Origin of the sequence: Micromonospora rosaria (assembly GCF_001567585.1) — a bacterium.
GTDB classification, from domain to species: Bacteria; Actinomycetota; Actinomycetes; order Mycobacteriales; family Micromonosporaceae; genus Micromonospora; species Micromonospora rosaria.
Window position 1 is genome coordinate 1 of the sequence record NZ_LRQV01000041.1, and the last position, 22,173, is coordinate 22,173.

General features: G+C 74.3%; 23 protein-coding genes. 8 read left to right on the forward strand and 15 right to left on the reverse strand.

The genetic code is table 11. The features are described 5' to 3' along the window. Window positions 1-54: 54 nt before the first annotated feature. Both dtd and AWW66_RS13490 read right to left on the reverse strand, forming a co-directional pair. The gene (dtd, locus tag AWW66_RS13485) at window positions 55-477 is read right to left on the reverse strand and encodes a D-aminoacyl-tRNA deacylase (RefSeq protein WP_067365102.1); all 423 of its coding nucleotides are present in this window, start codon (window positions 475-477) and stop codon (window positions 55-57) included. Next, window positions 477-1,961 (reverse strand): DUF7782 domain-containing protein, encoded by a 1,485-nt coding sequence (locus tag AWW66_RS13490; protein WP_211271940.1) that lies wholly within the window; start codon window positions 1,959-1,961, stop codon window positions 477-479. The genes dtd and AWW66_RS13490 overlap by 1 nt, the downstream gene beginning before the upstream one ends. A gap of 270 nt (window positions 1,962-2,231) precedes the next feature. On the opposite strand from AWW66_RS13490, the gene AWW66_RS13495 reads away from it, so the two are divergent. Beyond that, window positions 2,232-4,322 carry an ATP-binding protein gene (locus tag AWW66_RS13495; RefSeq protein ID WP_067365105.1) on the forward strand — a complete coding sequence of 697 codons (2,091 nt, stop codon included), beginning with the start codon at window positions 2,232-2,234 and terminating at the stop codon, window positions 4,320-4,322. 42 nt (window positions 4,323-4,364) lie between these two features. Here AWW66_RS13495 and AWW66_RS13500 read toward each other — a convergent pair whose 3' ends face one another. The 6 genes from AWW66_RS13500 to AWW66_RS13525 form a co-directional block, all read right to left on the reverse strand. Beyond that, window positions 4,365-5,396 carry an ABC transporter ATP-binding protein gene (locus AWW66_RS13500; RefSeq protein WP_067365107.1) on the reverse strand — a complete coding sequence of 344 codons (1,032 nt, stop codon included), beginning with the start codon at window positions 5,394-5,396 and terminating at the stop codon, window positions 4,365-4,367. Window positions 5,397-5,448: 52 nt separating this feature from the next. Further along, window positions 5,449-6,981 (reverse strand): ABC transporter permease, encoded by a 1,533-nt coding sequence (locus AWW66_RS13505; RefSeq protein ID WP_067365206.1) that lies wholly within the window; start codon window positions 6,979-6,981, stop codon window positions 5,449-5,451. 71 nt (window positions 6,982-7,052) lie between these two features. Further along, window positions 7,053-8,111 (reverse strand): iron ABC transporter substrate-binding protein, encoded by a 1,059-nt coding sequence (locus AWW66_RS13510; RefSeq protein WP_067365110.1) that lies wholly within the window; start codon window positions 8,109-8,111, stop codon window positions 7,053-7,055. A gap of 205 nt (window positions 8,112-8,316) precedes the next feature. Continuing rightward, a complete protein-coding gene (locus AWW66_RS13515) occupies window positions 8,317-8,790 on the reverse strand; it encodes a tetratricopeptide repeat protein (protein WP_211271938.1) in 474 nt (157 codons plus the stop codon). 121 nt (window positions 8,791-8,911) lie between these two features. After that, window positions 8,912-9,115, reverse strand: a complete 204-nt coding sequence (locus AWW66_RS13520; RefSeq protein WP_067365116.1) for a DUF397 domain-containing protein — start codon at window positions 9,113-9,115, stop codon at window positions 8,912-8,914. Continuing rightward, window positions 9,106-9,903 (reverse strand): helix-turn-helix domain-containing protein, encoded by a 798-nt coding sequence (locus tag AWW66_RS13525; protein WP_067365119.1) that lies wholly within the window; start codon window positions 9,901-9,903, stop codon window positions 9,106-9,108. The genes AWW66_RS13520 and AWW66_RS13525 overlap by 10 nt, the downstream gene beginning before the upstream one ends. A gap of 417 nt (window positions 9,904-10,320) precedes the next feature. On the opposite strand from AWW66_RS13525, the gene AWW66_RS35300 reads away from it, so the two are divergent. Both AWW66_RS35300 and AWW66_RS13535 read left to right on the forward strand, forming a co-directional pair. Continuing rightward, window positions 10,321-10,461 (forward strand): hypothetical protein, encoded by a 141-nt coding sequence (locus AWW66_RS35300; protein ID WP_245648250.1) that lies wholly within the window; start codon window positions 10,321-10,323, stop codon window positions 10,459-10,461. A 108-nt stretch (window positions 10,462-10,569) separates the two neighbouring features. Beyond that, window positions 10,570-11,145, forward strand: coding sequence for an HhH-GPD-type base excision DNA repair protein (locus AWW66_RS13535; protein ID WP_067365125.1), 576 nt, complete (start codon window positions 10,570-10,572; stop codon window positions 11,143-11,145). Between the two features lie 113 nt (window positions 11,146-11,258). On the opposite strand, the gene AWW66_RS13540 is transcribed toward AWW66_RS13535, so the two are convergent. Both AWW66_RS13540 and AWW66_RS13545 read right to left on the reverse strand, forming a co-directional pair. Beyond that, window positions 11,259-11,573: a ribbon-helix-helix protein, CopG family gene (locus AWW66_RS13540; protein ID WP_067365128.1), complete on the reverse strand. Its 315-nt coding sequence runs from the start codon at window positions 11,571-11,573 to the stop codon at window positions 11,259-11,261. Then, window positions 11,563-11,895 (reverse strand): hypothetical protein, encoded by a 333-nt coding sequence (locus AWW66_RS13545; protein WP_245648252.1) that lies wholly within the window; start codon window positions 11,893-11,895, stop codon window positions 11,563-11,565. The genes AWW66_RS13540 and AWW66_RS13545 overlap by 11 nt, the downstream gene beginning before the upstream one ends. A gap of 113 nt (window positions 11,896-12,008) precedes the next feature. On the opposite strand from AWW66_RS13545, the gene AWW66_RS13550 reads away from it, so the two are divergent. Next, entirely contained in the window at window positions 12,009-12,365 is a 357-nt protein-coding gene (locus AWW66_RS13550) for a DUF3099 domain-containing protein (protein ID WP_067365208.1), read from the forward strand. A gap of 206 nt (window positions 12,366-12,571) precedes the next feature. Here AWW66_RS13550 and AWW66_RS13555 read toward each other — a convergent pair whose 3' ends face one another. Further along, entirely contained in the window at window positions 12,572-13,468 is an 897-nt protein-coding gene (locus tag AWW66_RS13555) for a carbohydrate kinase family protein (protein ID WP_067365211.1), read from the reverse strand. A gap of 119 nt (window positions 13,469-13,587) precedes the next feature. Then, window positions 13,588-14,523: a pseudouridine-5'-phosphate glycosidase gene (locus AWW66_RS13560; RefSeq protein WP_067365131.1), complete on the reverse strand. Its 936-nt coding sequence runs from the start codon at window positions 14,521-14,523 to the stop codon at window positions 13,588-13,590. 87 nt (window positions 14,524-14,610) lie between these two features. Here AWW66_RS13560 and AWW66_RS13565 point away from each other — a divergent pair, with 87 nt between their 5' ends. From AWW66_RS13565 to AWW66_RS13575, 3 genes are all read left to right on the forward strand, one after another. Next, the gene (locus AWW66_RS13565) at window positions 14,611-14,829 is read left to right on the forward strand and encodes a DUF3039 domain-containing protein (protein ID WP_067365134.1); all 219 of its coding nucleotides are present in this window, start codon (window positions 14,611-14,613) and stop codon (window positions 14,827-14,829) included. Window positions 14,830-14,869: 40 nt separating this feature from the next. After that, complete coding sequence (locus AWW66_RS13570; RefSeq protein ID WP_067365136.1) at window positions 14,870-15,517, forward strand: trimeric intracellular cation channel family protein; 648 nt, start codon at window positions 14,870-14,872, stop codon at window positions 15,515-15,517. Between the two features lie 217 nt (window positions 15,518-15,734). Further along, window positions 15,735-17,465: a DEAD/DEAH box helicase gene (locus tag AWW66_RS13575; protein WP_067365139.1), complete on the forward strand. Its 1,731-nt coding sequence runs from the start codon at window positions 15,735-15,737 to the stop codon at window positions 17,463-17,465. 236 nt (window positions 17,466-17,701) lie between these two features. Here the strand turns inward: AWW66_RS13575 and AWW66_RS13580 are convergent, their stop codons facing one another. Together AWW66_RS13580 and AWW66_RS13585 are read right to left on the reverse strand one after the other, a co-directional pair. Further along, a complete protein-coding gene (locus AWW66_RS13580) occupies window positions 17,702-17,935 on the reverse strand; it encodes a DUF7455 domain-containing protein (RefSeq protein ID WP_067365214.1) in 234 nt (77 codons plus the stop codon). Window positions 17,936-18,179: 244 nt separating this feature from the next. Continuing rightward, the gene (locus AWW66_RS13585) at window positions 18,180-19,784 is read right to left on the reverse strand and encodes an RNA polymerase sigma factor (protein WP_067365142.1); all 1,605 of its coding nucleotides are present in this window, start codon (window positions 19,782-19,784) and stop codon (window positions 18,180-18,182) included. 391 nt (window positions 19,785-20,175) lie between these two features. Here AWW66_RS13585 and AWW66_RS13590 point away from each other — a divergent pair, with 391 nt between their 5' ends. Continuing rightward, entirely contained in the window at window positions 20,176-20,997 is an 822-nt protein-coding gene (locus AWW66_RS13590; RefSeq protein ID WP_067365145.1) for an inositol monophosphatase family protein, read from the forward strand. Window positions 20,998-21,321: 324 nt separating this feature from the next. On the opposite strand, the gene AWW66_RS13595 is transcribed toward AWW66_RS13590, so the two are convergent. Next, window positions 21,322-21,840: a LytR C-terminal domain-containing protein gene (locus AWW66_RS13595; protein WP_211271941.1), complete on the reverse strand. Its 519-nt coding sequence runs from the start codon at window positions 21,838-21,840 to the stop codon at window positions 21,322-21,324. Window positions 21,841-22,173 lie beyond the last annotated feature (333 nt).

Genomic DNA, 22,173 nt, shown 5'->3' on the forward strand with positions numbered 1-22,173 from the left:
ACACGCCGAACGGTCACACCATTTCAGGCGCCACCACCGACTTCGACACACGCCCTAGAGGTCTAGGAGGAGGGTGCGGGGGCCTGCGTTGCGGCTGTCGACGAGCATGTGGGTGCGGAAGCGGCCGGTCTCGACCGTCGCGCCCCGGGCGCGCAGCGCCTCGACCACGGCGGTGACCAGGGGCTCGGCGACCTCGGCGGGGGCGGCGGCGGTCCAGCTCGGGCGGCGTCCCTTGCGGGCGTCGCCGTACAGGGTGAACTGGCTGACCACCAGCAGCGGGGCGCCGGTGTCGGCGGCCGACCGGTCGCCGTCGAGGATGCGCAGCTCGTGCAGCTTGCGGGCCATGGTCTCGGCCACCTGCGGGGTGTCCGTGTGGGTCACCCCGAGCAGCACCAGCAGGCCGTCGGTGATCGCGCCGACCACCTCGTCGTCGACGGTGACACTGGCCCGGTCGACGGTCTGCACCACCGCCCGCATCAGCCGGCCACCGGCTCGATGACGCCGCGTTCCACCAGGTGCGCCACGATCGGCCCGGCCGCCTCGGCCAGCTCGTCGACCGTGACGTCGTGCGCGGCGGCGAGCAGGGCGAGCTGGTCCCGCAGCGGCAGCTTCCCGTCCGCGCCGCCCACCAGGGCCAGCACCAGCGGGTCGATCTCCTCGCTCCACCGCAGCCCGTGCGGCATGACGAGCACCTGCCGGTCCACCGCCCAGCCCTCGTCACCCATGGTCGCCTCCTGCCGGAGCTGGAGGCCGTCGGCGGCCCGGTACCGCTGCGCGAGCAGCCCGTCGGTGTCGCGTACCCGCAGCCAGTCCTGGCGGTCGAACCAGTCGGCGATCCGGTCGCCCAGCGGCGGCTCCACCCGCTGCCGCAGGTCCTCCACCCGGACCACCGGGTCGTCGTGGCCGCCCCGGCGCAGCGAGACGATGCCGAACCCGACCGCCTCGATCTTGTGCGCGTCGAACCAGTCCAGCCAGGCGGCGGCCCGCTGCGGGTCGACGGTGCCGCCGACGTCGGCCAGCCACAGGTTCACGTACGCCATCGGGTCGGCGACCTCCCGCTGGAGCACCCAGGCGTCCAGGCCGGTCCCGGCGAACCAGCCGGCCACCCGGTCGCCCCAGTCCTCCCCGGCGACGTGCACCCAGTTCGCCAGGTACTGCATGGTGCCGCCCTCGGTGAGCAGTCCCGGCGCGGCGGCGGCCAGTTCCGCGCCGACCGCGTCGCCGACCCGCCCGGAGTCCCGGTACACGTGGGTGGTGGTCCCCGGGCCCACCACGAACGGCGGGTTGCTCACCACCAGGTCGAAGCGGCGTCCGGCGACCGGGGCGACCAGGTCACCCCGGAGCAGTTCCCAGTCCTGACCGTTGAGCGCGGCGGTGGTGGCGGCGAAGCGCAGCGCCCGCTCCGACAGGTCCGTCGCGGTGACCCGGCGGGCGTGGGTGGACAGGTGCAGGGCCTGCACACCCGAGCCGGTACCCAGGTCGAGCGCGGTCTCCACCGGCCGCCGGACGGTCGCGCCGACCAGCGTCTGGGTCGCCCCGCCGATGCCGAGCACGTGCTCGGCGGGCAGTGGGCGACCCGGCCGGGCGCTGGCCGGCACGTCGGAGAGCACCCACCAGTCGGTGCCGTACGGCTCCAGGTCCAGCCCCATCCGCAGCCCGTCGCCGTACCGCTCGACCAGGCCGGCGGCGAACGCGTCGGCCAGCGGCAGCGGGGCGAGGGCGGCGGCCACCGCCTCTTCCGGCTCGACCTGTTCACCGACGAACAACCGGATCAGCGTGCCGAGCGGGTCCCGGTCCTCGGTCGCCCGCAGGGCGGCGCGGAAGTCGTTGCGGGCCACCCCGGCGGTGGCCTGCGGGCCGAGCCGCGCGGCGATACCGTCCGAGGTGTAACCGGCCCGGGTCAGCGCGGTGCGCAGCGCGTCGACACCGGCGGGGGAGAGCAGCATGTCGTGTCCGTCCACCTCGCCATCCTGCCCTCTGCGGCCCGGCCGGCTCGGCACCACCCGCGACATTCCGGTCCCCGCCGCCCGACCGGGGGCGGGGACCGGCTCCGCGCGGGGGACCACCGCCGCCGGCCGGCGGCGGGCGGCGAGCCGGGCCACCAGCACGGTGTACGCCAGCAGGAGCGGCACGCCGACCGCCAGCACCTGCCCCGGCGCCTGGGGCGTAGCCCACCTCCTGCCCGGGGCGGAGACCGGCGGTGGCGGGCGGTTCGTAGGGTCGTACCCATCATGGATCTCGTCCGCACCTGGCTGCTGCCCACGGCCCTGGTCGGTGGGCAGCTCCTGCTCTGGCCCGGCCTGCCCGTGCTGCGCGGCACGACACCGGAGCCGTGGCGGCTGGTCGTCGTCGTGGTCGCCGCCGTCGTGGTCGGCGGGGCGCTGGGCTGGCGTCGGCGGGCTCCCGTGCCGGCCCTGGTGGTGGTGCTGGCCGCGCAGGCCACGGGTTTGCTGGCGATCACGGCCGACGAGCTGTGGCTGCTCGTCGCCGCCGAGCTGGTCGCGCTCTACTCGGTCGGCGTACGGGCACCGGGTCGGATCACCTGGCTCGCGGTGGCCGCCGCCACCGGCTGCGCCGCAGTGGTCGGCCTGGTGCGGTTCGGCGTCGGCCCGACCTGGCTCGGCGAGGTGGTGCTCGCCCTCCTCGGGTACCTGATCGCCGCCGAGCTGGGGCGCAGCCGGCAGCGGTGGCTGGCCCGGCGCTCGACGGTGGCCGAGCGGCTGGTCGCCGCCGAGGAGGAGCTGCGCCGGGCCGCCGAGGAGGAACGCCACCGGCTGGCCCGGGAACTGCACGACGTCTCCGCCCACCACCTCACCTCGATCGTGGTCACCGTCGGCGCCGCCGAGCGACTGGCCGCCCGGCGTCCCGACCTCGTCGCCGAGGCGGTCTCGTTCGCCGCCACCACCAGCCGGGACACCCTCACCGCGCTGCACCGCCTGGTGGCCGTGATGCGCGACGGCGACCGGGACGCCGACCGTCCCCTGGCGGCCCGGCTGGAGGAACTGGCCGCCGGGTTCCGCCGGCTCGACCAGCCGGTCACCCTCGACGTGCGCGCCGACCTGCCGGCCGGCCTCGCGGAACCGGTGTACGCCCTGGCGCGGGAGGCGCTGACCAACGTGCTGCGCCACGCCCGAGGCGCGCCGGTCCGGGTCCGGGTCGCCGTCGAGGGCGCGACGGCGGTGCTGGAGGTGACCGACGACGGGGCCGGGCACGCCGCCCCGGTGACCCTCGGGGCCGGCCGGGGCATCGTCGGGATGCGGGAGCGCGCCGTCGCTCTCGGCGGCACCCTCACCGCCGGGCCGTCCGGTGCGGGCTGGCGGGTCCGGGCGGTGCTGCCGCTGGGCGGGCCCGGTGCCCCGGTACCCCCGTCGGGGGAGTCGTCCCGGCGGTCGTTGCTGACCGCCAGCCTGGTCGCCGCGGCCACGGCGGTGCCGATCGCCTTGGCCGTGGTGTCGGCGGAGACCGAACCACTCCTGGTGGAGCTGGCCGAGCCGGGCACCCTGGCGGTGATCGCCCTGCTCTGTGCGGTGCACGCGATGCCGCTGCTGCTACGGCGGGACCGACCCTGGCTCGCCCTGGCCGGGGTCGGCGCGGCGATGGCGCTCTGGCCGTCGGCGGCGCTGTGGGGCGGGCTGCCCACGAACGCCTCTCTCGTGCTCTTCACCGCCGGGGTCGCGGAGTTCGCGGCGGTCTACGCCGTCGGGGCGTACGCCGGTCGGCCGGCGGTGAGCTGGCTCGGCGCGCCCCTCGCGGCGGTGGGGCTGGCCGTCGGGCTGGTCGGCACCGCCGCCGCCGACGGTTCCCTCGGCGGCGGGCCGGTGGACCTCTCCGCGGCGGTCGTCCTGGGGCTGCTGGTCGCGGTGCTGCTGACCGGGCCGTTGCTGCTCACCTGGGGGGTCGGCGCGGTGCTGCGGGGCCGGCGGGGGAAGGTGCTCAGCCGGGAGGACGACGCGCTGGCCGCCGCCGCCGCGCAGGCGGTGGTGGCCGCCGCCGCCGAGCGAGCCCGGATCGCCGACGGGCTGCGGGCGGCCGTGCTCGACCGGGCCGGCCGCCTGGTGGCGGTCACCGACGCCGGCCGGCCCGCCGACATCCTGGTCGAGGCGCGGGCCACCCTCGCCGCCATGCGGGAGCTGCTGGAGGAGCTGCGCCCGGCGCCCCCGACCCCGCCCGCCCCGGAGGATGCCGTCCCGGAGGGCGCCGTCCCGGAGGGCGCCCGCGCAGACGGTGCCGGCCCGGAGGGGGCCGCCCTGGAGGGGGCCCGCAAAGACGGCGCCGGCCCGGAGTCTGCCGGGTCGGGTCGGGTCGAGGGGGTACCGGCCTGATCCGGGTGGTCCCGTCGGCCCGGTGCGGTGCTGCCGGGCGGCTCAGGCGGGCCAGGCGCGGGCGGTGCCGTCCACCCGGACCGCCACGTCCGCGCCGACCGGGGCGGTGGCCGCGTCGTCGAGGATCCGGGCGGTGATCCGGGTACCGTCGGCCAGCCGGAGCCCGACCAGCGCGTCGTGGCCGTGAAAGTCGTGCCGCAGCACGGTGGCCGGCACCGTGCCGGGACGCGCCGACGGCACGATGCGGACCTGCTCGGGCCGGAGCAGGACGGTGACCGCGCCCGACGACGACGCCCCGGTGATCGGGATCGCGCCCAGCGGGGTGCGGGCGCTGCCCGCCTCGGCGACCGCCGGCAGCAGCACCGCGTCACCGACGAACCCGGCCACCCACGGGTCGGCCGGCTCCCGGTAGATGGTGGTCGGCGGGCCGGCCTGGACCACCCGGCCGGCGCGGAGCACCACCACCCGGTCGGCCACCGACAGCGCCTCGCCCTGGTCGTGGGTGACCAGCACGCCGGTCGCCCCGTCGGCGCGCAGCGCCTCCCGGATGTCGTGCCGCAGCCCGGCCCGCAGCCCGGCGTCGAGCGCGCTGAACGGCTCGTCGAGCAGGACCAGCGACGGCCGGGGGGCCAGCGCGCGGGCCACCGCCACCCGCTGCTGCTGCCCGCCGGAGAGCTGGTGCGGCATCCGGTCGCCGTACCCGGCCAGCCCGACCAGGGCCAGCACCTCGTCCACCCGGTCGCCGCGCCGGGCGGCCCGGTCCAGGCCGTACCCGATGTTGGCGGCCACGCTCAGGTGCGGGAACAGCGCCCCCTCCTGGGGTACCACGGCGATCCGGCGGCGGTGCGTCGGGACGTGCCGGCCACCGCCGGCCACCGCCCGCCCGTCGAGCCGGATCTCGCCGGCGTCGAGCCGTTCGAAGCCGGCCAGGCAGCGCAGCAGGGTGGTCTTGCCGCAGCCGGACGGCCCGAGGACGGCGGTCAGCTCGCCGGCCGGGACGGTGAGGTCCACCCCGTCCAGGGCGGTCACCGGGCCGTACCGCTTGACCACGCCGGTCAGCACGACCTCGCTCATCACCGATCCTCCTTGTCGAACGGGCGCACCGGGTCGTCCCGGTCGGGCCGGTTCACCGGTCGTCCTTGTCGAGCAGGCCGCTGCGGGCGACGAGCAGCCAGGTGGGCAGCGCCGAGATGACCACCAGCAGCGCGGCGTACGGGGTGGCCGCCGCGTACGCCCCGACGGCCGTGTTGGTCCACAGCTCCGTGGCCAGGGTGTCGGTGCCGGTGGGCCGCAGCAGCAGGGTGGCGGGGAGTTCCTTCATGCCGGTGAGGAAGACCAGCGCCGCGCCCGCCCCGATGCCGGGCAGGGTCAGCGGCAGCGTCACCGTGCGCAGCACCCCCCACGGCCCCCGGCCCAGCGAGCGGGCCACCTCCTCCAGACCGGGCGGGGCCTGCGCGGCGGCCCCGGCCACCGAGCCGACCGCCAACGGCAGGAAGAGTGTGGCGTACGCGAGCGCCAGCAGCCAGGTCGTCTGGTACAGCGGGTAGGCGACGTTGATCCCGAAGAAGATCAGCGACAGCCCGACCACCACACCGGGCAGGGCGTGCGAGAGGTACGCCAGCCGGTCCAGCACCGTGGTCAGCGGCCCCGGCGCCCGCGCGGTGAGCAGCCCCAGCGGGAGGGCGAGCAACATGGTCAGGGCGGCCCCGGCCAGCGCCAGCACCAGCGAGTTGCCGGCGGCGGCGGCCACCTCGGCCAGCGCGCCGGGCCGGGACACCCCGGCGACCAGCCGTCGGGCCAGGCTCACCGCCGGCACCCCGAGGGCGAGCGCGGCCACCCCGAGCAGCCCGGCCAGCGCCGGCCACCGGGCCGGACCCAACCGCAGTCGCGCGGCGGCTCGACGGGCGCCGCCGAGCCGGGCGTACCGGGCGCCGCGCCGCCGGGTGACCGTCTCCCCGGTGAGCAGCAGCAGGGTCAGCAGCACCAGCACGCTGGAGAGCACCAGCGCGCCGGTCCGGTCGAAGCCCAGGTCGAAGGCGACGAAGATGGCCCGGGTGAAGGTGTCCGTCCGCAGGATCGCCACCGCGCCGAAGTCGGAGAGCACGTAGAGGGCGACCAGCAGCGCCCCGGCGGCGGTGGCCGGCCGGATCTGGCGGAGCGTCACCCGCGTGAACGTCTGCCAGCCGCCCCGGCCCAGCGAGCGGGAGACCTCCTCCTGCGCCGGGTCCGCGCCGCGCAGCGCCGCCGCGACCGGCAGGAAGACGTACGGGTACGAGCAGAGGGTCAGCACCAGCGCCGCCGGCCAGAACCCGGCCAGCCCGTCGAACGCGGAGACCCAGGCGAACGCCGCGATGTAGGTCGGCACGGCGAGGGGGAGCGCGGCGAGCACCGCGAAGAACCGCCGGCCCGGCAGGTCGGTCCGGGTGACCAGGTACGCCGAGCCGACCCCGAGCAGCACGCAGGCGCTGGTCACCACGGCGGCCAGGCCCAGGCTGCGCAGCGACAGCCAGGCGACCCGGCCGGTCCACAGTTCGGCGACGATCCGGTCCAGGCCCGCCTCGGCGGTCCGTACCCCGAGGTAGGCCAGCGGGACGACGGCCACCGCCACCGCGGCGGTCGAGGCCACGAGCAGCGCCGGCCTCGGTGCCAGCCGGCGCACCACCGCCGGTACGCCGGACAGGGCCGGACCGCGTCGGCGGTCCGGCCCTGCGGGGGCGACGGTCGGGGTGGTCAGGGGACGAGCCCCGATTCCTTGATCAGGGCGACCGTGGACTCCAGCGCGTCGAGGTCGTTCAGGTCGATGTCCGGCACCTGGAGGTCGGCCAGCGCGGGCACCCCGGCCGGGCCGGTGACCCCCTCGACCACCGGGTACTCGAAGGTCTGCTCGGCGAAGTACGTCTGGGCCTCCGGGCCGAGCAGGTAGTCGACGAACGCCTGCGCGTCCGGGTTGTCGGCGGCCCGCTTCAGCACGCCCACCCCGGCGACGTTGACCAGGCCGCCGGTGTCCCCACCGGGGAAGAAGTGCAGCTTGGCCTTGAGCGCGTCGACCGTGGTCCCCTGCTCCTTGGCGACCTCGCCGAGGTAGTAGTGGTTGACCAGGCCGACCGGGACGGTGCCGGCGATGACGTCTTCGAGGATCTTGCCGTTGCCGTCGCGGACCTGCGGGTCGTTGGCTTTCAGCCCGGCCAGGAACTCCTTGGCCCGCGCCTCACCGTGCTGCACCGTGATCGCGGTGACGAACGCCTGGAAGGACGCGTTGGTGGGGGCCACCCCGACCTTGCCCTTCCACGCCGGGCCGGTCAGCTCGAACACCGACGCCGGCAGCTCCGCCTCGGTGACCGCGTCGGCGTTGTAGACCAGCACCCGGGCGCGGGCGCTCACGCCGACCCAGTGCCCGTTGCGGGCCCGGTAGGTGGCCGGCGCCTTGTCGGTGGTGGTCGACGGGAGGGTGACGAACATGTCCCGCTTGGACACCGTGCCGAGGGCGCCCGCGTCCTGGGCGAGGAAGACGTCGGCCGGGGACTTGTCGCCCTCCTCGACCAACTGCGCGGCGAGCTGCGCGGTGTTCGCGTACCGGGCGTTCACGGTGATCCCGGTCTGCGCGGTGAACTTCTCCAGCAGCGGCTTGATGAGCTGCTCGTTGCGCCCGCTGTAGACGGTGATCTGCTTGTCGCCGGACGTACCCGGCTCGGAGACCGCCTCGTCCTCGGAGCCGCAGGCGACCAGACCGGTGACGAGCAGCCCGGCGGCGGCCAGGGTCGCGGTGGACCTGCGGAGTGAGATGAACACGAGGACGAGCTCCTTCTTCCGGATGAACGGGAAGAAGTTAGCACAGCCTAACCTCAGTATCGTCGGCCGCAGCCTGAGGCACGTGTCACTCCGGTCCTGCTCAGCCCGCTCCTCGCCGGTCAGCCACCCCCTGCCTCGGTGCAGTCCGGCGACCGTACGACCAGAAAGCCTGATGCGGCTTCCGGTTCCGGTCGCACGCGCGGCGCTACGTGCGACGACGGTTCCTCCTGGCGGGACGCCCTCCCATCCGCGCGGCGATCTCTTTCAGGACCCGGTGGGCTTCTCGGGTCAAGGGGTGTTCCCTCCCGAGCTGGCTCGACAGGCCGCGATGAGCCTGCTCGGCCAAACGGCGTGCGGGCAGGAGTTGATTACTGCTCGCCAGGATCGCGGCCAGGCCCGCCATCGTGTGAAGCGTGTCGGGGTGCTGCTCACCGAGGAGGCGCCGGCGTCCCGCAAGCGCTTCTTCCTTGAGTTGACGTGCCCGCACGTAGTCGCCGAGGTCCCTGAGGGTGGTGGCGAGGTTGTTGGTGGCGGTGAGGGTGTCGGGGTGGTGGTCGCCGAGGTCGCGGTACGCCCAGACCAGTTCGGTGGCGGCGCGCAGGGTGTCTGGGTGGTTCTCGCCGAGCCGGGCCCGGCACGGTCGCCACCGCCCCGCAAGCGCACCTGCCGCCACCGGCACCGTCCGGAAGCCGACACCATTCGGAATCCGGATTGGTCTGCCGCAATGCGACAGCCGCGCCGGCTGACACGCGAGGAAGGCCCGGAACCGTCGCCGGGCCTGCGGGGTGCGGGAGGTCAGGTCAGGCGGTGGGGCCGGTGGCCGTCCGGGCGAGGGTGACGAAGGCCTGCCAGGCGGCGGGGGCGAAGTGGAGCGTCCCGCCGTCGCGGTCCTTGGTGTCCCGGACCAGCACCACACCGGGCAGGTTGTCGGCCACCTCGACACACGAACCGCCGTTGCCGCCGGACTTGGTCGACTTCCGCCACCGAGGGGCCATCAGATCCATGACTTCGCCACTTCCTTGATCAGCTCGGCTGACTGCCGACGGGAGAGCGCTTCGTTGCGGACAATCTCCCATGTCCTCGCGAGCCTGGCAACGTCGGTGGGTGAGTCGACGATCTGCGCGGTGAGCTGGTTGTCCGCATGAGCGATCCGGGTGCCGTCGGAGAGTTCGGCGATGATGAACTGGCCGGCGAGGCCCAGGTACATGCCGGCGTCGGTCGGCACGACGTGGACCTGGATGTGCTCCTGGGCGATCCGGCTGACGAGGTGGTCGAGCTGCTCGGCCATCAGCCCCGGCTGGTCGAGCACCGGCCGCCGGAGCACCGCCTCGTCGACCACGACGATGAGCTGGGGCGGCTTCTCCCGGTCCAGGATGGCCTGCCGGTCCAGCCGGGCCGCCACGATCCGGTCGACCTCGTCCGGCGTGAACCGGCCGCCGGCCAGGGTGGCCCGTGCGTAGCGCTCCGTCTGGAGCAGCCCCGGCAGGTACGACAGCTCGAACCAGCGCAACGTGATCGCCTCGCGCTCGAACTGGATCCACTCCCGCAGCCAGGCCGGTGCCGCGTCCAGCCGGGACAGCTCGTGCAGCATCCGGCCGAACCGCTCACCCGTCGAGTACGTGTCGTCGACCGCCTTCATGTACTCCCGGGTCGGCGGACGGCCGCCGGTCTCCACCGAACTGACATGGGAACCCGAATAACCGATGCACCTGCCGAAGTCGTCCTGACTGAGCCCGAGCGCGGTCCGGAAGATCCGTAACTCGCCCAGCACGTATCCGGTGGCGCTGCCCATGAGGTCCCCAATCTCCGCGCGGATTCTCCGGTGTGTTCGCCGGCCCTGCCCAGTCCGCCCGAGAAGGCGGTACGGCTGCGGTGAGCACGTATCGACGCTAGTGGAACACGGTGAAACTGTCACTCACGCGGATCTGTTTCGTGCCTTCCATGACCGGGATGGATTCTGCGCCGGGAGTCGCCGACGTTCCGCCCCGGACCGTCGGCGGCTCCCATTCCAAATCACGACAGGAGAACCGATGAATGCGAGTGTCATTCGCTGTTCTTCGTCCGGTGCGGCCGGCCGATGAATGCGCTTCCGTCGCCCGGACCGGCGCATGTGCCGTCCCGGCCGAGCTGGGCGTGCGCCGGCTGCGGTGCCCCCTGGCCGTGCCCGGCCGCGCGGACGAACCTCACCGGGCAGTACGCGGAGCGCACCGTGGACCTCGCCGTGTACCTCTGCATGCAACTCCACGACGCGACCGGGGACCTGCTGCGGCACCATCCCGACGACCTGCCCGGCCCCGCCGAGTTCCACGCGCGCTTCGTGGGCTGGGTGCGCCACCGACGCCAGCGGTGACCCGACGGTGCCGGAAGGCGCGTGTCGGGCGCGGGCGGCGGGGTGCGCGGGGGTGGTGCGGGGTGTGGGTCGCGTCCGGGGCGGCGGCGGGTACGGCATGATCGGGCCATGGCACTCACCCTCCCGGTCGACCCGGCGGCGAACGACCTGCTCAACCGGGATCCGCTGGCCCTGCTCATCGGGATGACCCTGGACCAGCAGATCCCGCTGGAGAAGGCGTTCAGCTCGCCGTACGTGCTGGCCGAGCGGCTCGGGCACGCTCCGGACGCGCACGAGCTGGCCGGGTACGACCCGGAGGCGCTGGTGGCGGTCTTCGCCCAGCCGCCCGCGCTGCACCGGTTCCCGAAGGCGATGGCCGCCCGGGTGCAGGAGGTGTGCCGGGTGCTGGTCGAGCGGTACGACGGCGACGCGTCCCGGCTCTGGGCCGACGTGGCGGACGGGCGGGAGCTGCTGTCCCGGATCACCGGGCTGCCCGGCTTCGGTACCCAGAAGGCGCAGATCTTCCTGGCGCTGCTCGGCAAGCGGTTCGACGTGCAGCCGCCCGGCTGGCGGGAGGCGGCCGGCGGCTACGGCGACCCGGAGGCGTACCGGTCGGTCGCCGACATCACCGACGCCGAGTCGCTGCGCCGGGTACGCGAGTACAAGAAGCAGGCCAAGGCGGAGGCCAAGGCAGCCAAGGGCTGACCGGGTCGGCTCCTGCTCAGCCGCGGGTGCGGCCCGCCGGTGTTTGTGGTCGGCCGGCGGTGTGGTTGCGCGGCGGTGCGGTCAGGCGGCGGTGCGGTTGGCCGGCGGTGCGGTCAGGCGGCGGCCTCGGGCTGGGCGAGGGCGGCGAGGGCGCGGCGGACGTCGGCGAGCGAGACGGTCGCCGAGTCGTCCAGGTCGGCCAGGCCGGCCTCGATCCACTGGCGCATCAGCGTGGTGACGCCGATGCCCCGGGCCTCGGCGGCCTCCCGGACCCGCTCGTACGTCTCCAGGGGCAGGCGCACCGAGCGGCTGACCATGGGCACGTCGGTGTCGGGGGTGGGCAGCCCGGCGGGGGCCTGCTCGTCGATCAGCTCCGCGATCCGCTCGTCACCGCCGTGGAACTGCTTGATGGCGTCGTTACGGTGCATGGTCGCCGCCTCCTCGTCGGCTCGCTCTCCGTACCGCCTCGTCGTAGCGTTTCGCCTCGCTGTCGCTCAGCTCGCGGGCGGAGAGGATGTCCCAGTCGTTGTCGGTGCCGTCGGCCTCGGCCAGCAGCACGGCCAGCCGCCGCCCCGCCCGGGTCACGGCGTAGACGACCATCACGTCGTCGCCCAGGTGCCGGATCACCCGTCGGCCGCTGTGCAGCGCCGCCCAGACCTCGCCCGGCGTGACGTCGTAGACCCGCAGGTTCGCCAACGCCTCGTCGGTGAAGCTGAACCGGTTGCCCACGTCGGCGAGCGTACCACGCACGTAACACACGGTCGCTGTCCGTGACCATCCGGGGTGGGTTCCTCGCCGAGGAGGCTGACTGACCGCTGTGGTGAAGTGACACAATGGGTCCGATCCCCTCAAGGAGGCCCGTGGTGAAGCGTCAGGCGTACCAGCCGATCCTGATCACCGACGCCTCGCGCAGCCAGCCCGACCAGCTCACCACCCGGCAGAAGCGGTACGTGGTGATGATGCTGATCCGGGTTGCCTGCGTCATCGCCGGCGCGATCCTGGTCGGCGTCAAGGCCCCGCTGCTCTGGCTCTGGCTGCCGTTGTGCGTGATCGGCATGGTCCTCGTGCCGTGGCTGGCCGTGCTGCTGGCCAACGACCGCCCGCCCAAGGAGCAACACCGACTGGCCAACCGCTTCCAGGCGCGTCGCCGGGAGCCGACCCCCCCGATGACCCTCACCACCGAGGCGAACCCCCACAAGATCATCGACGCCGAACCCTGACCCACCCCGGTCCGGACCCCGGCCCCCGTCCCCGCTTCCCGGTTTCCGCGATCATGCACTTGCGGCCCCGAACATGTGGCATTCACGCCATATGTCGGGGCCGTTACTGCAAGATCGGCGCGGGAGTGCGGGAGTGCGGGAGTGCGGGAGTGCGGGAGTGCGGGAGTGCGGGAGTGCGGGAGGGCGGGGGCGGGGGGAGCGCGGGGTCAGTGGGGTGGGCGGGCGCCGGTGGTGGTGACGGCGGTGGCGCCGAGGTCGGCGGCGCGGGCCAGCGCGGTAGGGGCGGGTGCGCCGGTGAGCCAGGCGGCCAGCAGGCCGGCGGCGAAGGCGTCGCCGGCTCCGGTGGCGTCGACCACGGGGACCCGCCGGGGCGCGGTTACCTCGACGAGGGTGTCCCCCTCGACCCAGAGCGCGCCGGCCGCGCCCCGTTTCACCACCACCCGGCGGACCCGCCCCGCCAGCGTCCGGGCCTGCTGCGCCGGGTCCGTCCCGCCGGCCAGTGCGGCGGCCTCGTCGGCGTTGACCAGGAGCAGGTCGGCGTCGCGTACCCAGGTCAGGAAAGCCGCCGCGCCGACCTGCCGCAGCGGGGCCGCGGAGGCCGCGTCGACGCTGGTGGTGAGCCCGTGCTCGTGGGCGGCGGCCAGCGCGCGCAGCCCGGCCGGCCGGGAGGCGGCGTCCAGCAGCGGGTACCCGGACAGGTGCAGGTGCCGGGCGTCCGGCGCGGCGGCGAGCGCGGCCTCGACGTGTTCCGGGCTGAGCCGCAGGTTCGCGCCCCGCTCGGTGATCATGGTGCGCTCGCCCTCGGCGGCCAGCACGATCACCGTGCCGGTGGCGGTGCCGGCGTGCGTCGCCAGGGCGCAGTGGACGCCGCCCCGGGCCAGTTCGGCGGCCCGGTCCCGGCCCGCGTCGTCGTCGCCGACCGCCCCGACCAGGGTCACCGGCACCCCCTGCGCGGCCAGCCAGGCGGCGGTGTTGGCGGCCTGGCCGCCGCCGGTCACTCGGATCGCGGCCGGGGTGTCCGAGCCGGGCGCGACCGGGCCGGCCAGCACCGCGACCACGTCGGTGACGACGTCGCCGACGACGAGGACCCGCCCCGGCCGCAGACCCGCCCCGGTGCCGGAGGCCGCGGCCGTCGCCGATGTCCCGGCCGGGGCCGGTGCCTCGGTCGGGTCGGGCACCCGCGCCCGGGGGCGGTCCCCGGCCGGGCCGGGGGTCGGTGGGGTCACGCCGCCGGGCCGGTGCGGCGCTGTGCCGCGGCCACCGCGATCCGGGCGGCGAGGTCGGCGTTGCGCAGGATGATCCGGATGTTCACCGCCAGGCTGGCGCCCTCGGTGGCGGAGTGGAAGTGGGCCAGCAGGAACGGGGTGACCGCCTTGCCGGTGACCCCGTCGCGGGCCAGCAGGGCCAGGCCCTCGGCGAGCGTGCGGTCGTGCAGGTCGGGGTCCAGTTGCTCGTCGGTGGGGAGCGGGTTCGCCACGATCAGCCCGCCGTGGTGGGTGGCCTGCTGGTCGCGGGCGGCGATCATGTCCGCCACCTGCTCGGGGGACTCCGCCGACCAGTCCAGGTCGAAGCCGCTGTCGGTGAGGTAGAAGCCGGGGAAGCGGCGGGTGCGGTAGCCGACGACCGAGACGCCGAGGGTCTCCAGCCGCTCCAGCGTCGCGCCGACGTCGAGGATCGACTTCACCCCGGCGCAGACCACCGCGATCGGGGTACGGGCCAGGGTGATCAGGTCGGCCGACTCGTCGAAGGTCTGCGCCGCCTCGCGGTGCACCCCGCCGAGCCCGCCGGTGGCGAAGACGCCGATGCCGGCCGCCGCGGCCACCGCGCTGGTCGCCGCGACGGTGGTGGCGCCGTCCGCGCCGGTCGCCGCCGCCACGGCGAGATCGCGGACGGAGAGCTTCGCCACACCGTCGACGGTGGCGAGCCGGGTCAACTGGGCGTCGTCCAGCCCCGCCACCAGCTCACCGCCGATCATCCCGATCGTCGCCGGCACCGCGCCCGCGTCCCGGACGGCCTGCTCGATCTCCCGGGCGACCCGCAGGTTGTCCGGGCGGGGCAGCCCGTGCGAGACGATGGTGCTCTCCAGGGCGACGACCGGGCGGCCGGTGCGCAGCGCCTCGGCGACCTCGGCGCCGAAACGGATGTGAAAGTCGGTCATTTTAGGTACGTTACGGGCCGTCCCCGGGCCGCCTCCTGTGGACCCGGCCGGAGTGACCTGCAAAACTGGAAAGTTGGAGGTGCAGACGTGAGCACACAGGTTCTTGAGCGTCCGGAGCAGAAGGACGCCGACACCGGTCCGGAAATGTTCCACTACGTCCGAAAGGAAAAGATCGCCGAAAGTGCCGTCATGGGTACCTTCGTCGTCGCGCTCTGTGGCGAGACCTTCCCGGTGACCAAGGCCGCCAAGCCCGGCTCGCCGGTCTGCCCCAAGTGCAAGGAGATCTACGACTCCTGGGGCGAGTGAAGCGGGGCGGCCCCCGTGGCCGCCCACGTAACCTGCGGCGGTGACCACCTCCACCGCCCTGCTCCTCGCCGATCTGACCGGGGTGGCCGTCTTCGCCGCCTCCGGTGCCTCCGCGGCGGTGGCCAAACGTCTCGACCTCTTCGGGGTCGTCTTCGTCGGCTTCGTCGCCGCCCTCGGCGGTGGGATCTTCCGTGACCTGGCCATCGGCGAGGTGCCACCACTGGCCTTCGCCGACTGGCGATACGCCGCCACCGCCGCGCTCACCGCCACCGCCGTCTTCTGGCTCCACCCGCAGCTCGCCCGGCTCCGCACCACCGTGCTGGTGCTGGACGCGGCCGGGCTCGGCCTGTTCACCGTCACCGGCACGATCAAGGCGCTCGACGCCGGGGTGCCCCCGGCCGGCGCCGGCGTGATCGGCATGCTCACCGCCATCGGCGGCGGGCTCGGCCGTGACCTGCTCACCGGGGAGATCCCGGTGGTGCTGCGCCGGGAGATCTACGCGGTGGCGGCGCTGGTCGGGGCGGTCGCCGTGGTCGTGCTGAACCTGCTCGGCCAGGCCGGTCCGGTCCCGCTCACGCTGGCCGCCGGGCTGGTCTTCGGGCTGCGCCTGGTCGCCCTGCGGCGGCGTTGGTCGGCGCCGGTCGCGGCGCTGCGCCCACCCCGCCCCGGCGCACCGGACGCCTCCTGACCGCCCCCGTCCTGTCCAGGTGACGGGCCTGGTGGCACCGGCTGCGCCGGACCGCTCGGAGGGCGCGGCACGTGGCGTCGCGTGGGCACCGGGGCGGGCGCTGGTTATGCTGAACCGGCCTTCGCGGCACCCGATGCGCGAGGGCGTTTTCGTGGGCGGCGGTACCCGTGGCCCTGGGCCGGGGGCCGCCTGGGTGCGGTCGGGAAGGAGCGTTCGCGTGGCTGCCCGGTTGCCGGCGATCGAGACGTTTCCGGCGTTGCGCGCCTGGCAACGCAAGGCCCTGGTGGGGTACCTGCGCCGGCCGGCCGAGGACTACACGGCGGTGGCCACACCCGGCGCGGGCAAGACCACCTTCGCCCTGCGGATCGCCGCCGAGCTGCTCGCCGACGGCACGGTCGAGGCGGTCACCGTGGTCGCCCCCACCGAGCACCTGAAGACCCAGTGGGCCCTCGCGGCGGCCCGGGTCGGCGTCCAGCTCGACTCCGCCTTCCGCAACGCCGACCTGCACTCCTCGGCCGACTTCCACGGTGCCGTGGTCACCTACGCGCAGGTCGGGATGGCCCCGCAGGTGCACCGCCGGCGCACCATGACCCGGCGCACCCTGGTCATCCTCGACGAGATCCACCACGCCGGGGACTCCAAGTCCTGGGGCGACGGGGTGAAGGCCGCCTTCGAGCCCGCCGTCCGCCGGCTGATGCTCACCGGTACGCCGTTCCGCTCGGACGACAACCCGATCCCGTTCGTGGAGTACGAGCGCGGTGGCGACGGGCTGCTGCGCTCGCGCGCCGACGCGACCTACGGGTACGCCGACGCGCTGCGCGACGGGGTGGTCCGGCCGGTGCTCTTCCTGGCGTACTCGGGGGAGACCCGGTGGCGGACCAACGCCGGTGAGGAACTGGCGGCCCGGCTGGGTGAGCCGATGACCCAGGACCTGATCGCCCAGGCGTGGCGGACCGCCCTGGACCCGGCCGGCGACTGGATGCCGCAGGTGCTGCGGGCCGCCGACGCCCGGCTGACCGTGCTGCGCAACGGGGGGATGCCCGACGCCGGTGGGCTGGTCATCGCCAGCGACCAGCAGGCCGCCCGGTCGTACGCGAAGCTGCTGGAGCAGGTGACCGGGGAGCGGGCGGTGGTGGTGCTCTCCGACGACGTGGGGGCCTCGGCCCGGATCGCCACCTTCGCCGCCTCCGAGCAGCGCTGGATGGTCGCGGTGCGGATGGTCTCCGAGGGCGTCGACATCCCCCGCCTCGCCGTCGGGGTGTACGCGACCAGCGCCAGCACCCCGCTCTACTTCGCCCAGGCGATCGGGCGGTTCGTCCGGGCCCGCCGCCCGGGGGAGAGCGCCTCGGTCTTCCTGCCCAGCGTGCCGCACCTGCTCGACCTGGCCAGCGAGATGGAGGCGGCGCGGGACCACGTCCTCGGCAAGCCGAAGGACCGGGAGGGCTTCGACGACGACCTGCTGGAGCGGGCCCAGCGCGACGACCAGGCCAGCGGGGAACTGGAGAAGCGGTTCGCGGCGCTCTCCGCGACCGCCGAACTCGACCAGGTGATCTTCGACGGCGCCTCGTTCGGCACCGCCGCCCAGGCCGGTACGCCGGAGGAGGAGGAGTACCTCGGCCTTCCCGGCCTGCTCACCGCGGACCAGGTCACGTTGCTGCTCAACAAGCGGCAGGCCGAGCAGTTGGCCGCCCAGCGGCGCCGGGCCGTGCAGCCGGCTGAGCGGCCCGCTGAGACCTCGGCGGCGCCTCCGGCACCGATGAGTGCCGCCCAGCGTCGGGTGGCCCTACGGCGGCAACTCAACGCTCTGGTGGCCGCCCGCCACCACCGGACCGGACAGCCGCACGGCAAGATCCACGCCGAGCTGCGCCGGCTCTGCGGCGGGCCGCCCAGCGCCCAGGCCACCATCGAGCAGTTGGAGGAGCGGATCGCCACCGTCCAGTCGCTGTAGGGACGGTCGGGCGGTTCGCGGTGCGGGGTTGCACCCGGTGCCCCGGTGACCCTGGGGTGGGATGGTGCCCGGGTGGGGCCGGGCCCCGGGCGGGCAACGGTGGGGCGCCGGGTGGGGCACGCCCTCGCGCCGACCGGACGCGTCCGACCGGAATGGTGACGTCCGGGGCCGAATACGGGAAATGCCGACCGGAGACGCCCTGGGGACGTCTCCGGTCGGCTATGTCGGGTCTGGGGTCAGTTGGCCATCAGGTCGGCGCCACGCCAGCTGAACTCGGGATCCGTCGCGTACCGCACCGTGATCCTGACGAGATCCTCGGCGTACTTGTTGGCGTGGTGTCCGCAGAACACCAACTCGCTTCCACCAGCCAGAGTGATCCGGAGCTTGCCGGCAGCATTGCAGCGGTCGCACCGTTCATCGGCGGCCGGGGGGCTCACCGTCTCGGGCGGCGGCGTGAGGGTCGGGGTCATCGCCTTCCTCCTCTGGTCGTCACCGATGAACAAACTCTTCGGTCGTTGCTCACCAATCCTGCAACACCCACAAGGGGTGATGCCTTCCCTGTGTGCCCGCGGGGGACCGAGGTCACACATGGCAGACACAGTGTGCCGTGCACCAAGGGTGCCACGTCAACGATCAAAGGCGAGCACCCGTGGGGTCAGCTTCGGCTGTTGCACGCCTGGTGATCAAAACGACACTCTTGGTTGACGTGGGCGGTCAGTCCAGGTAGTCGCGGAGCACCTGGGAACGGGACGGGTGGCGCAGCTTCGACATGGTCTTGGACTCGATCTGCCGGATCCGCTCCCTGGTCACCCCGTACACCTGGCCGATCTCGTCCAGGGTGCGGGGCTGCCCGTCGGTCAGGCCGAAGCGCAGCCGGACCACGCCCGCCTCCCGCTCGGAGAGGGTCTGGAGCACCTGCTGGAGCTGGTCCTGGAGCAGCGAGAACGAGACCGCGTCGACCGCGACCACGGCCTCCGAGTCCTCGATGAAGTCGCCGAGCTGGCTGTCGCCCTCGTCACCGATGGTCTGGTCCAGCGAGATGGGCTCCCGGGCGTACTGCTGGATCTCCAGCACCTTCTCCGGTGTGATGTCCATCTCCTTGGCCAGCTCCTCCGGCGTGGGCTCCCGGCCCAGATCCTGGAGCAACTCCCGCTGGATGCGGCCGAGCTTGTTGATCACCTCGACCATGTGGACGGGGATGCGGATGGTGCGGGCCTGGTCGGCCATGGCGCGGGTGATGGCCTGGCGGATCCACCAGGTGGCGTAGGTGGAGAACTTGTAGCCCTTGGTGTAGTCGAACTTCTCGACGGCGCGGATGAGGCCGAGGTTGCCTTCCTGGATGAGGTCGAGGAAGGCCATGCCGCGACCGGTGTACCGCTTGGCCAGCGACACCACGAGGCGCAGGTTCGCCTCCAGCAGGTGGTTCTTGGCCCGCTCGCCGTCCCGGGAGATCCAGAGCAGGTCCCGCTGCATGTCGCGGGCGAACTTCTCCTCGCCCTCCTCGGCCGCGCGCAGCCGCTCGGCGGCGTAGAGGCCCGCCTCGATCCGCTTGGCGAGCTCCACCTCCTGCTCGGCGTTGAGCAGCGGCACCTTGCCGATCTGCTTCAGGTACGCCCGGACGGAGTCGGCGGAGGCGGTCAGCTCGGCGTCCCGCCGGGCCTGCTTGAGCGCCTCGGACTCCTCGTCGTCCCACTCGAAGTCGTTGTCACTGGCCGAGCTCGCGGCGTCGGCCTCGGCGGCCTGGGCCAGCTCGGCCGGCTCCTCGACCACCACGTCCTCGATCTCGGCGGCGAGCTCCTCCGGGTCGATGTCCCCCTCGGCGCCCTCGCCCTTGGCCTTGGTGGTGGCCTTGGCCGGCTTGCCGGCGGCGGCGACCGTGGCCTTCGTGGCCCGGGTGGCGGCCTTGGCGGCCCGGGGCGCGGCGGCCTTCGCGGCGACCTCGGCGGTGGTCCCGGCGGCCTTGCGGGCGGGCGCCTTCCGGGCGGGGGTCGGAGCCTCCTCGGCGGCGGACGCCTGCTTGGGGGCGGGGGCCGCCGCCTTGCGGGTCGTCTTGGCGGTGGTGGCCCGGGAGGCCGGTGTGGCGGAGCGGGCGGCGGCGACCCGGCGGCGGGTGCTGGCCGAACCGTCCACGACCACGGTCACTCCCGCTTCGGAGAGCGCCCGCAGGATCTTCTTGGCCTGGGCCGGAGTCACCTCAGCGGACTCGACCGTGCGCGCGAGCTGGGCCGACGTCAACTGACCGCCGGCGCTCTGCGCGTGCGCGATCAGCGTGTCGGTGAGCGAGCGTACGTCGGCGCCGGTGTGGCGGGGTTCTGTCACGAATGACCTTCCGGAGGCGATGAGCGAGCACGGCCGGGGCGCCCGGCGCAGCGGGGGACACCGTGCCGGACGATGTGGTTGAGGAACCCCCGTGTCCCGGGCCGGCCGGTCGTTGGCGGTCCGTGGCGCGTGGGCAGGGGTGAATTGTAACGCCGTCTGCGGCGATCATCCTGCGCCGCACGGTGCCGTCGGTGATCCCGGAGCCGTCGACCCCACCACGCGGCCCCTGATCAGGGCCACCGACCCCACCACGCGGCCCCTGATCAGGGCCACCGGACCACGCCGTGCGGGCGTGGACCTGGCCGCCGCCGACGCCGCAGATGTGGACTTTGTAAGGATGATACTCGCGCGCGACACCGCAACCCCTCAGTCGTGCCGGAAGGGGACGAAGATGGACCGCTCGGCACCACCGTCACACGACCTGCTGGAGATCGCGGTCGAGGTGGCCCGGGAGGCCGCGGCGACCGCCCACCGGATGCGGGCCGAAGGGGTGTCGACGGTCGCCACCAAGAGCACCGTCACCGACGTGGTCACCGCGGCGGACCGGGCGGTGGAGCGGCAGGTGGTCGACGCGCTGCGCCGGGCCCGCCCGGCGGACGCGGTGCTCGGCGAGGAGTACGGGCCGGGTGGCGGGGGACCGGCCGGCCCCGGCGGCGTGCGGTGGATCGTCGACCCGATCGACGGGACGGTCAACTACCTCTACGGGTTGCCGTACTGCGCGGTCTCGCTGGCCGCCGAGGTCGACGGCGAGGTGGTCGCGGGCGTGGTGCGCAACGTGGTGACCGGCGAGGAGTGGACGGCCACCGCCGGCGGCGGCGCCCACCGGGCCGGTACCCGGCTGCGCTGCTCCACCGAGACCGACCTCGGGCAGGCCCTGGTGGCGACCGGGTTCGGGTACGACCCGGCGCGGCGCGCCCACCAGGCGCGGGTGGTCGCGGAGTTGATCCCGCACGTGCGGGACATCCGCCGGATGGGCGCGGCCTCCCTCGACCTCTGCCTGGCCGCCGAGGGACGGTTGGACGCCTACTACGAGAAGGGGCTGGCCGCCTGGGACCTCGCCGCCGGCGGGCTGATCGCCACCGAGGCGGGGCTGCGGGTGGCCGGGCTGCGCGGCCGGCCGGCCGGACCGGACCTGGTCGTCGCCGCCCCGCCGGCGCTGTTCGAGCCGTTGCACGCCCACCTGGCCGACCTGGACGCCGACGGCGGCCCGTGAGGCTGCGGCCGGCCCCGGCCGTGAGGCTGCGGCCGGCTCTGGCCGTGAGGCCGTGGCCGGCTCTGGCCGGGGGCGCCGGGTGGGCGGTCTTCGGGGACGTTCCGGTCGTTGTCACGGGTCGCCCGCCGGCCCGTCGCGCCTGTTCGGCGACCGGCGACGGCCGTCCGGAGGACCCGGGCGGGCCGACCGATCACGGCACGGTGGGCCGGTCGGCGGCGACCGGGCGGTCGTCGGGCGACGGTCGGTCGACGGTGGTCGATCGCCCGCCGGTGGCTGGTCGACGGTCGGCGCGGGCCCGGCCGGAGCCCGGCCCGCGACCGGTGGTCACTTGTCGACGGGCATCGGGCAGGAGCCGGGCGGTGCCACCGGGGAGCCCAGGTCGCCGAGGGACTGATTGACCTCGGTCAGGGTGGCGAGCTGCTGGAAACCGTTGCCGAGGACCACGTCGACGGTGTCGTCGGTCCGCTTGGGGTCGTAGGCCGTGTCGGCGTTGTTCAGGAAGTACGCCCGCAGCAGGTGGGCGGAGCCGACGCCCTTGGGGCCGTACCGCAGCACGGCGATCTCCTCAAGGCCCTTCTTCTTCTCGTCGGCCACCTTTTTGACCTGGAACTTCCGGTTCCGGAAGTCGTCCGCGGTGGAGGTGGCCCGGCCGGCCTCGTCGGTGGCGTTCAGTACGTTGATCTTCACGTCCTTGGCCTCGCGCAGGGTCACGTCGGCCATCGGCCAGCCCTCGGGACAGCCCCCGCTGGCCCCCGCGTCGCTCTGGGTGTCGCGGACCAGCGCGACCACCACGAAGACCAGGGCGAAGACCGCCAGCAGGCCGACGACAACGAGTGCCCGCACTCGCGCAAAGCTCATCAGGGGGCTCCCCGGACATCAATGGGTGGCGGCGGCCCGGCGGTCGGACCGCCCCGCCGGCCGTCGAGTACGCCGCTGAGGTTAGCGGTTGTCCGACCGTCGCGTGGAAACAGCCGGACATGCCGGCGCGCCACCCCGGAACCGGGTAGTACTACCCCTATCTTCGTGTCGCCTGAGTCACATTGGGAACAACTTCCCGGGCTGGGGCGTACATCTCTGCCACGAGAGCGGTATACATGCCTCGCCCACGAGGGGGGTAAGGTACCGCGCTCGCTGGGGGAGGTTCCCCCGGCGGCTCCGGCGTGACCGTCGGGCGAG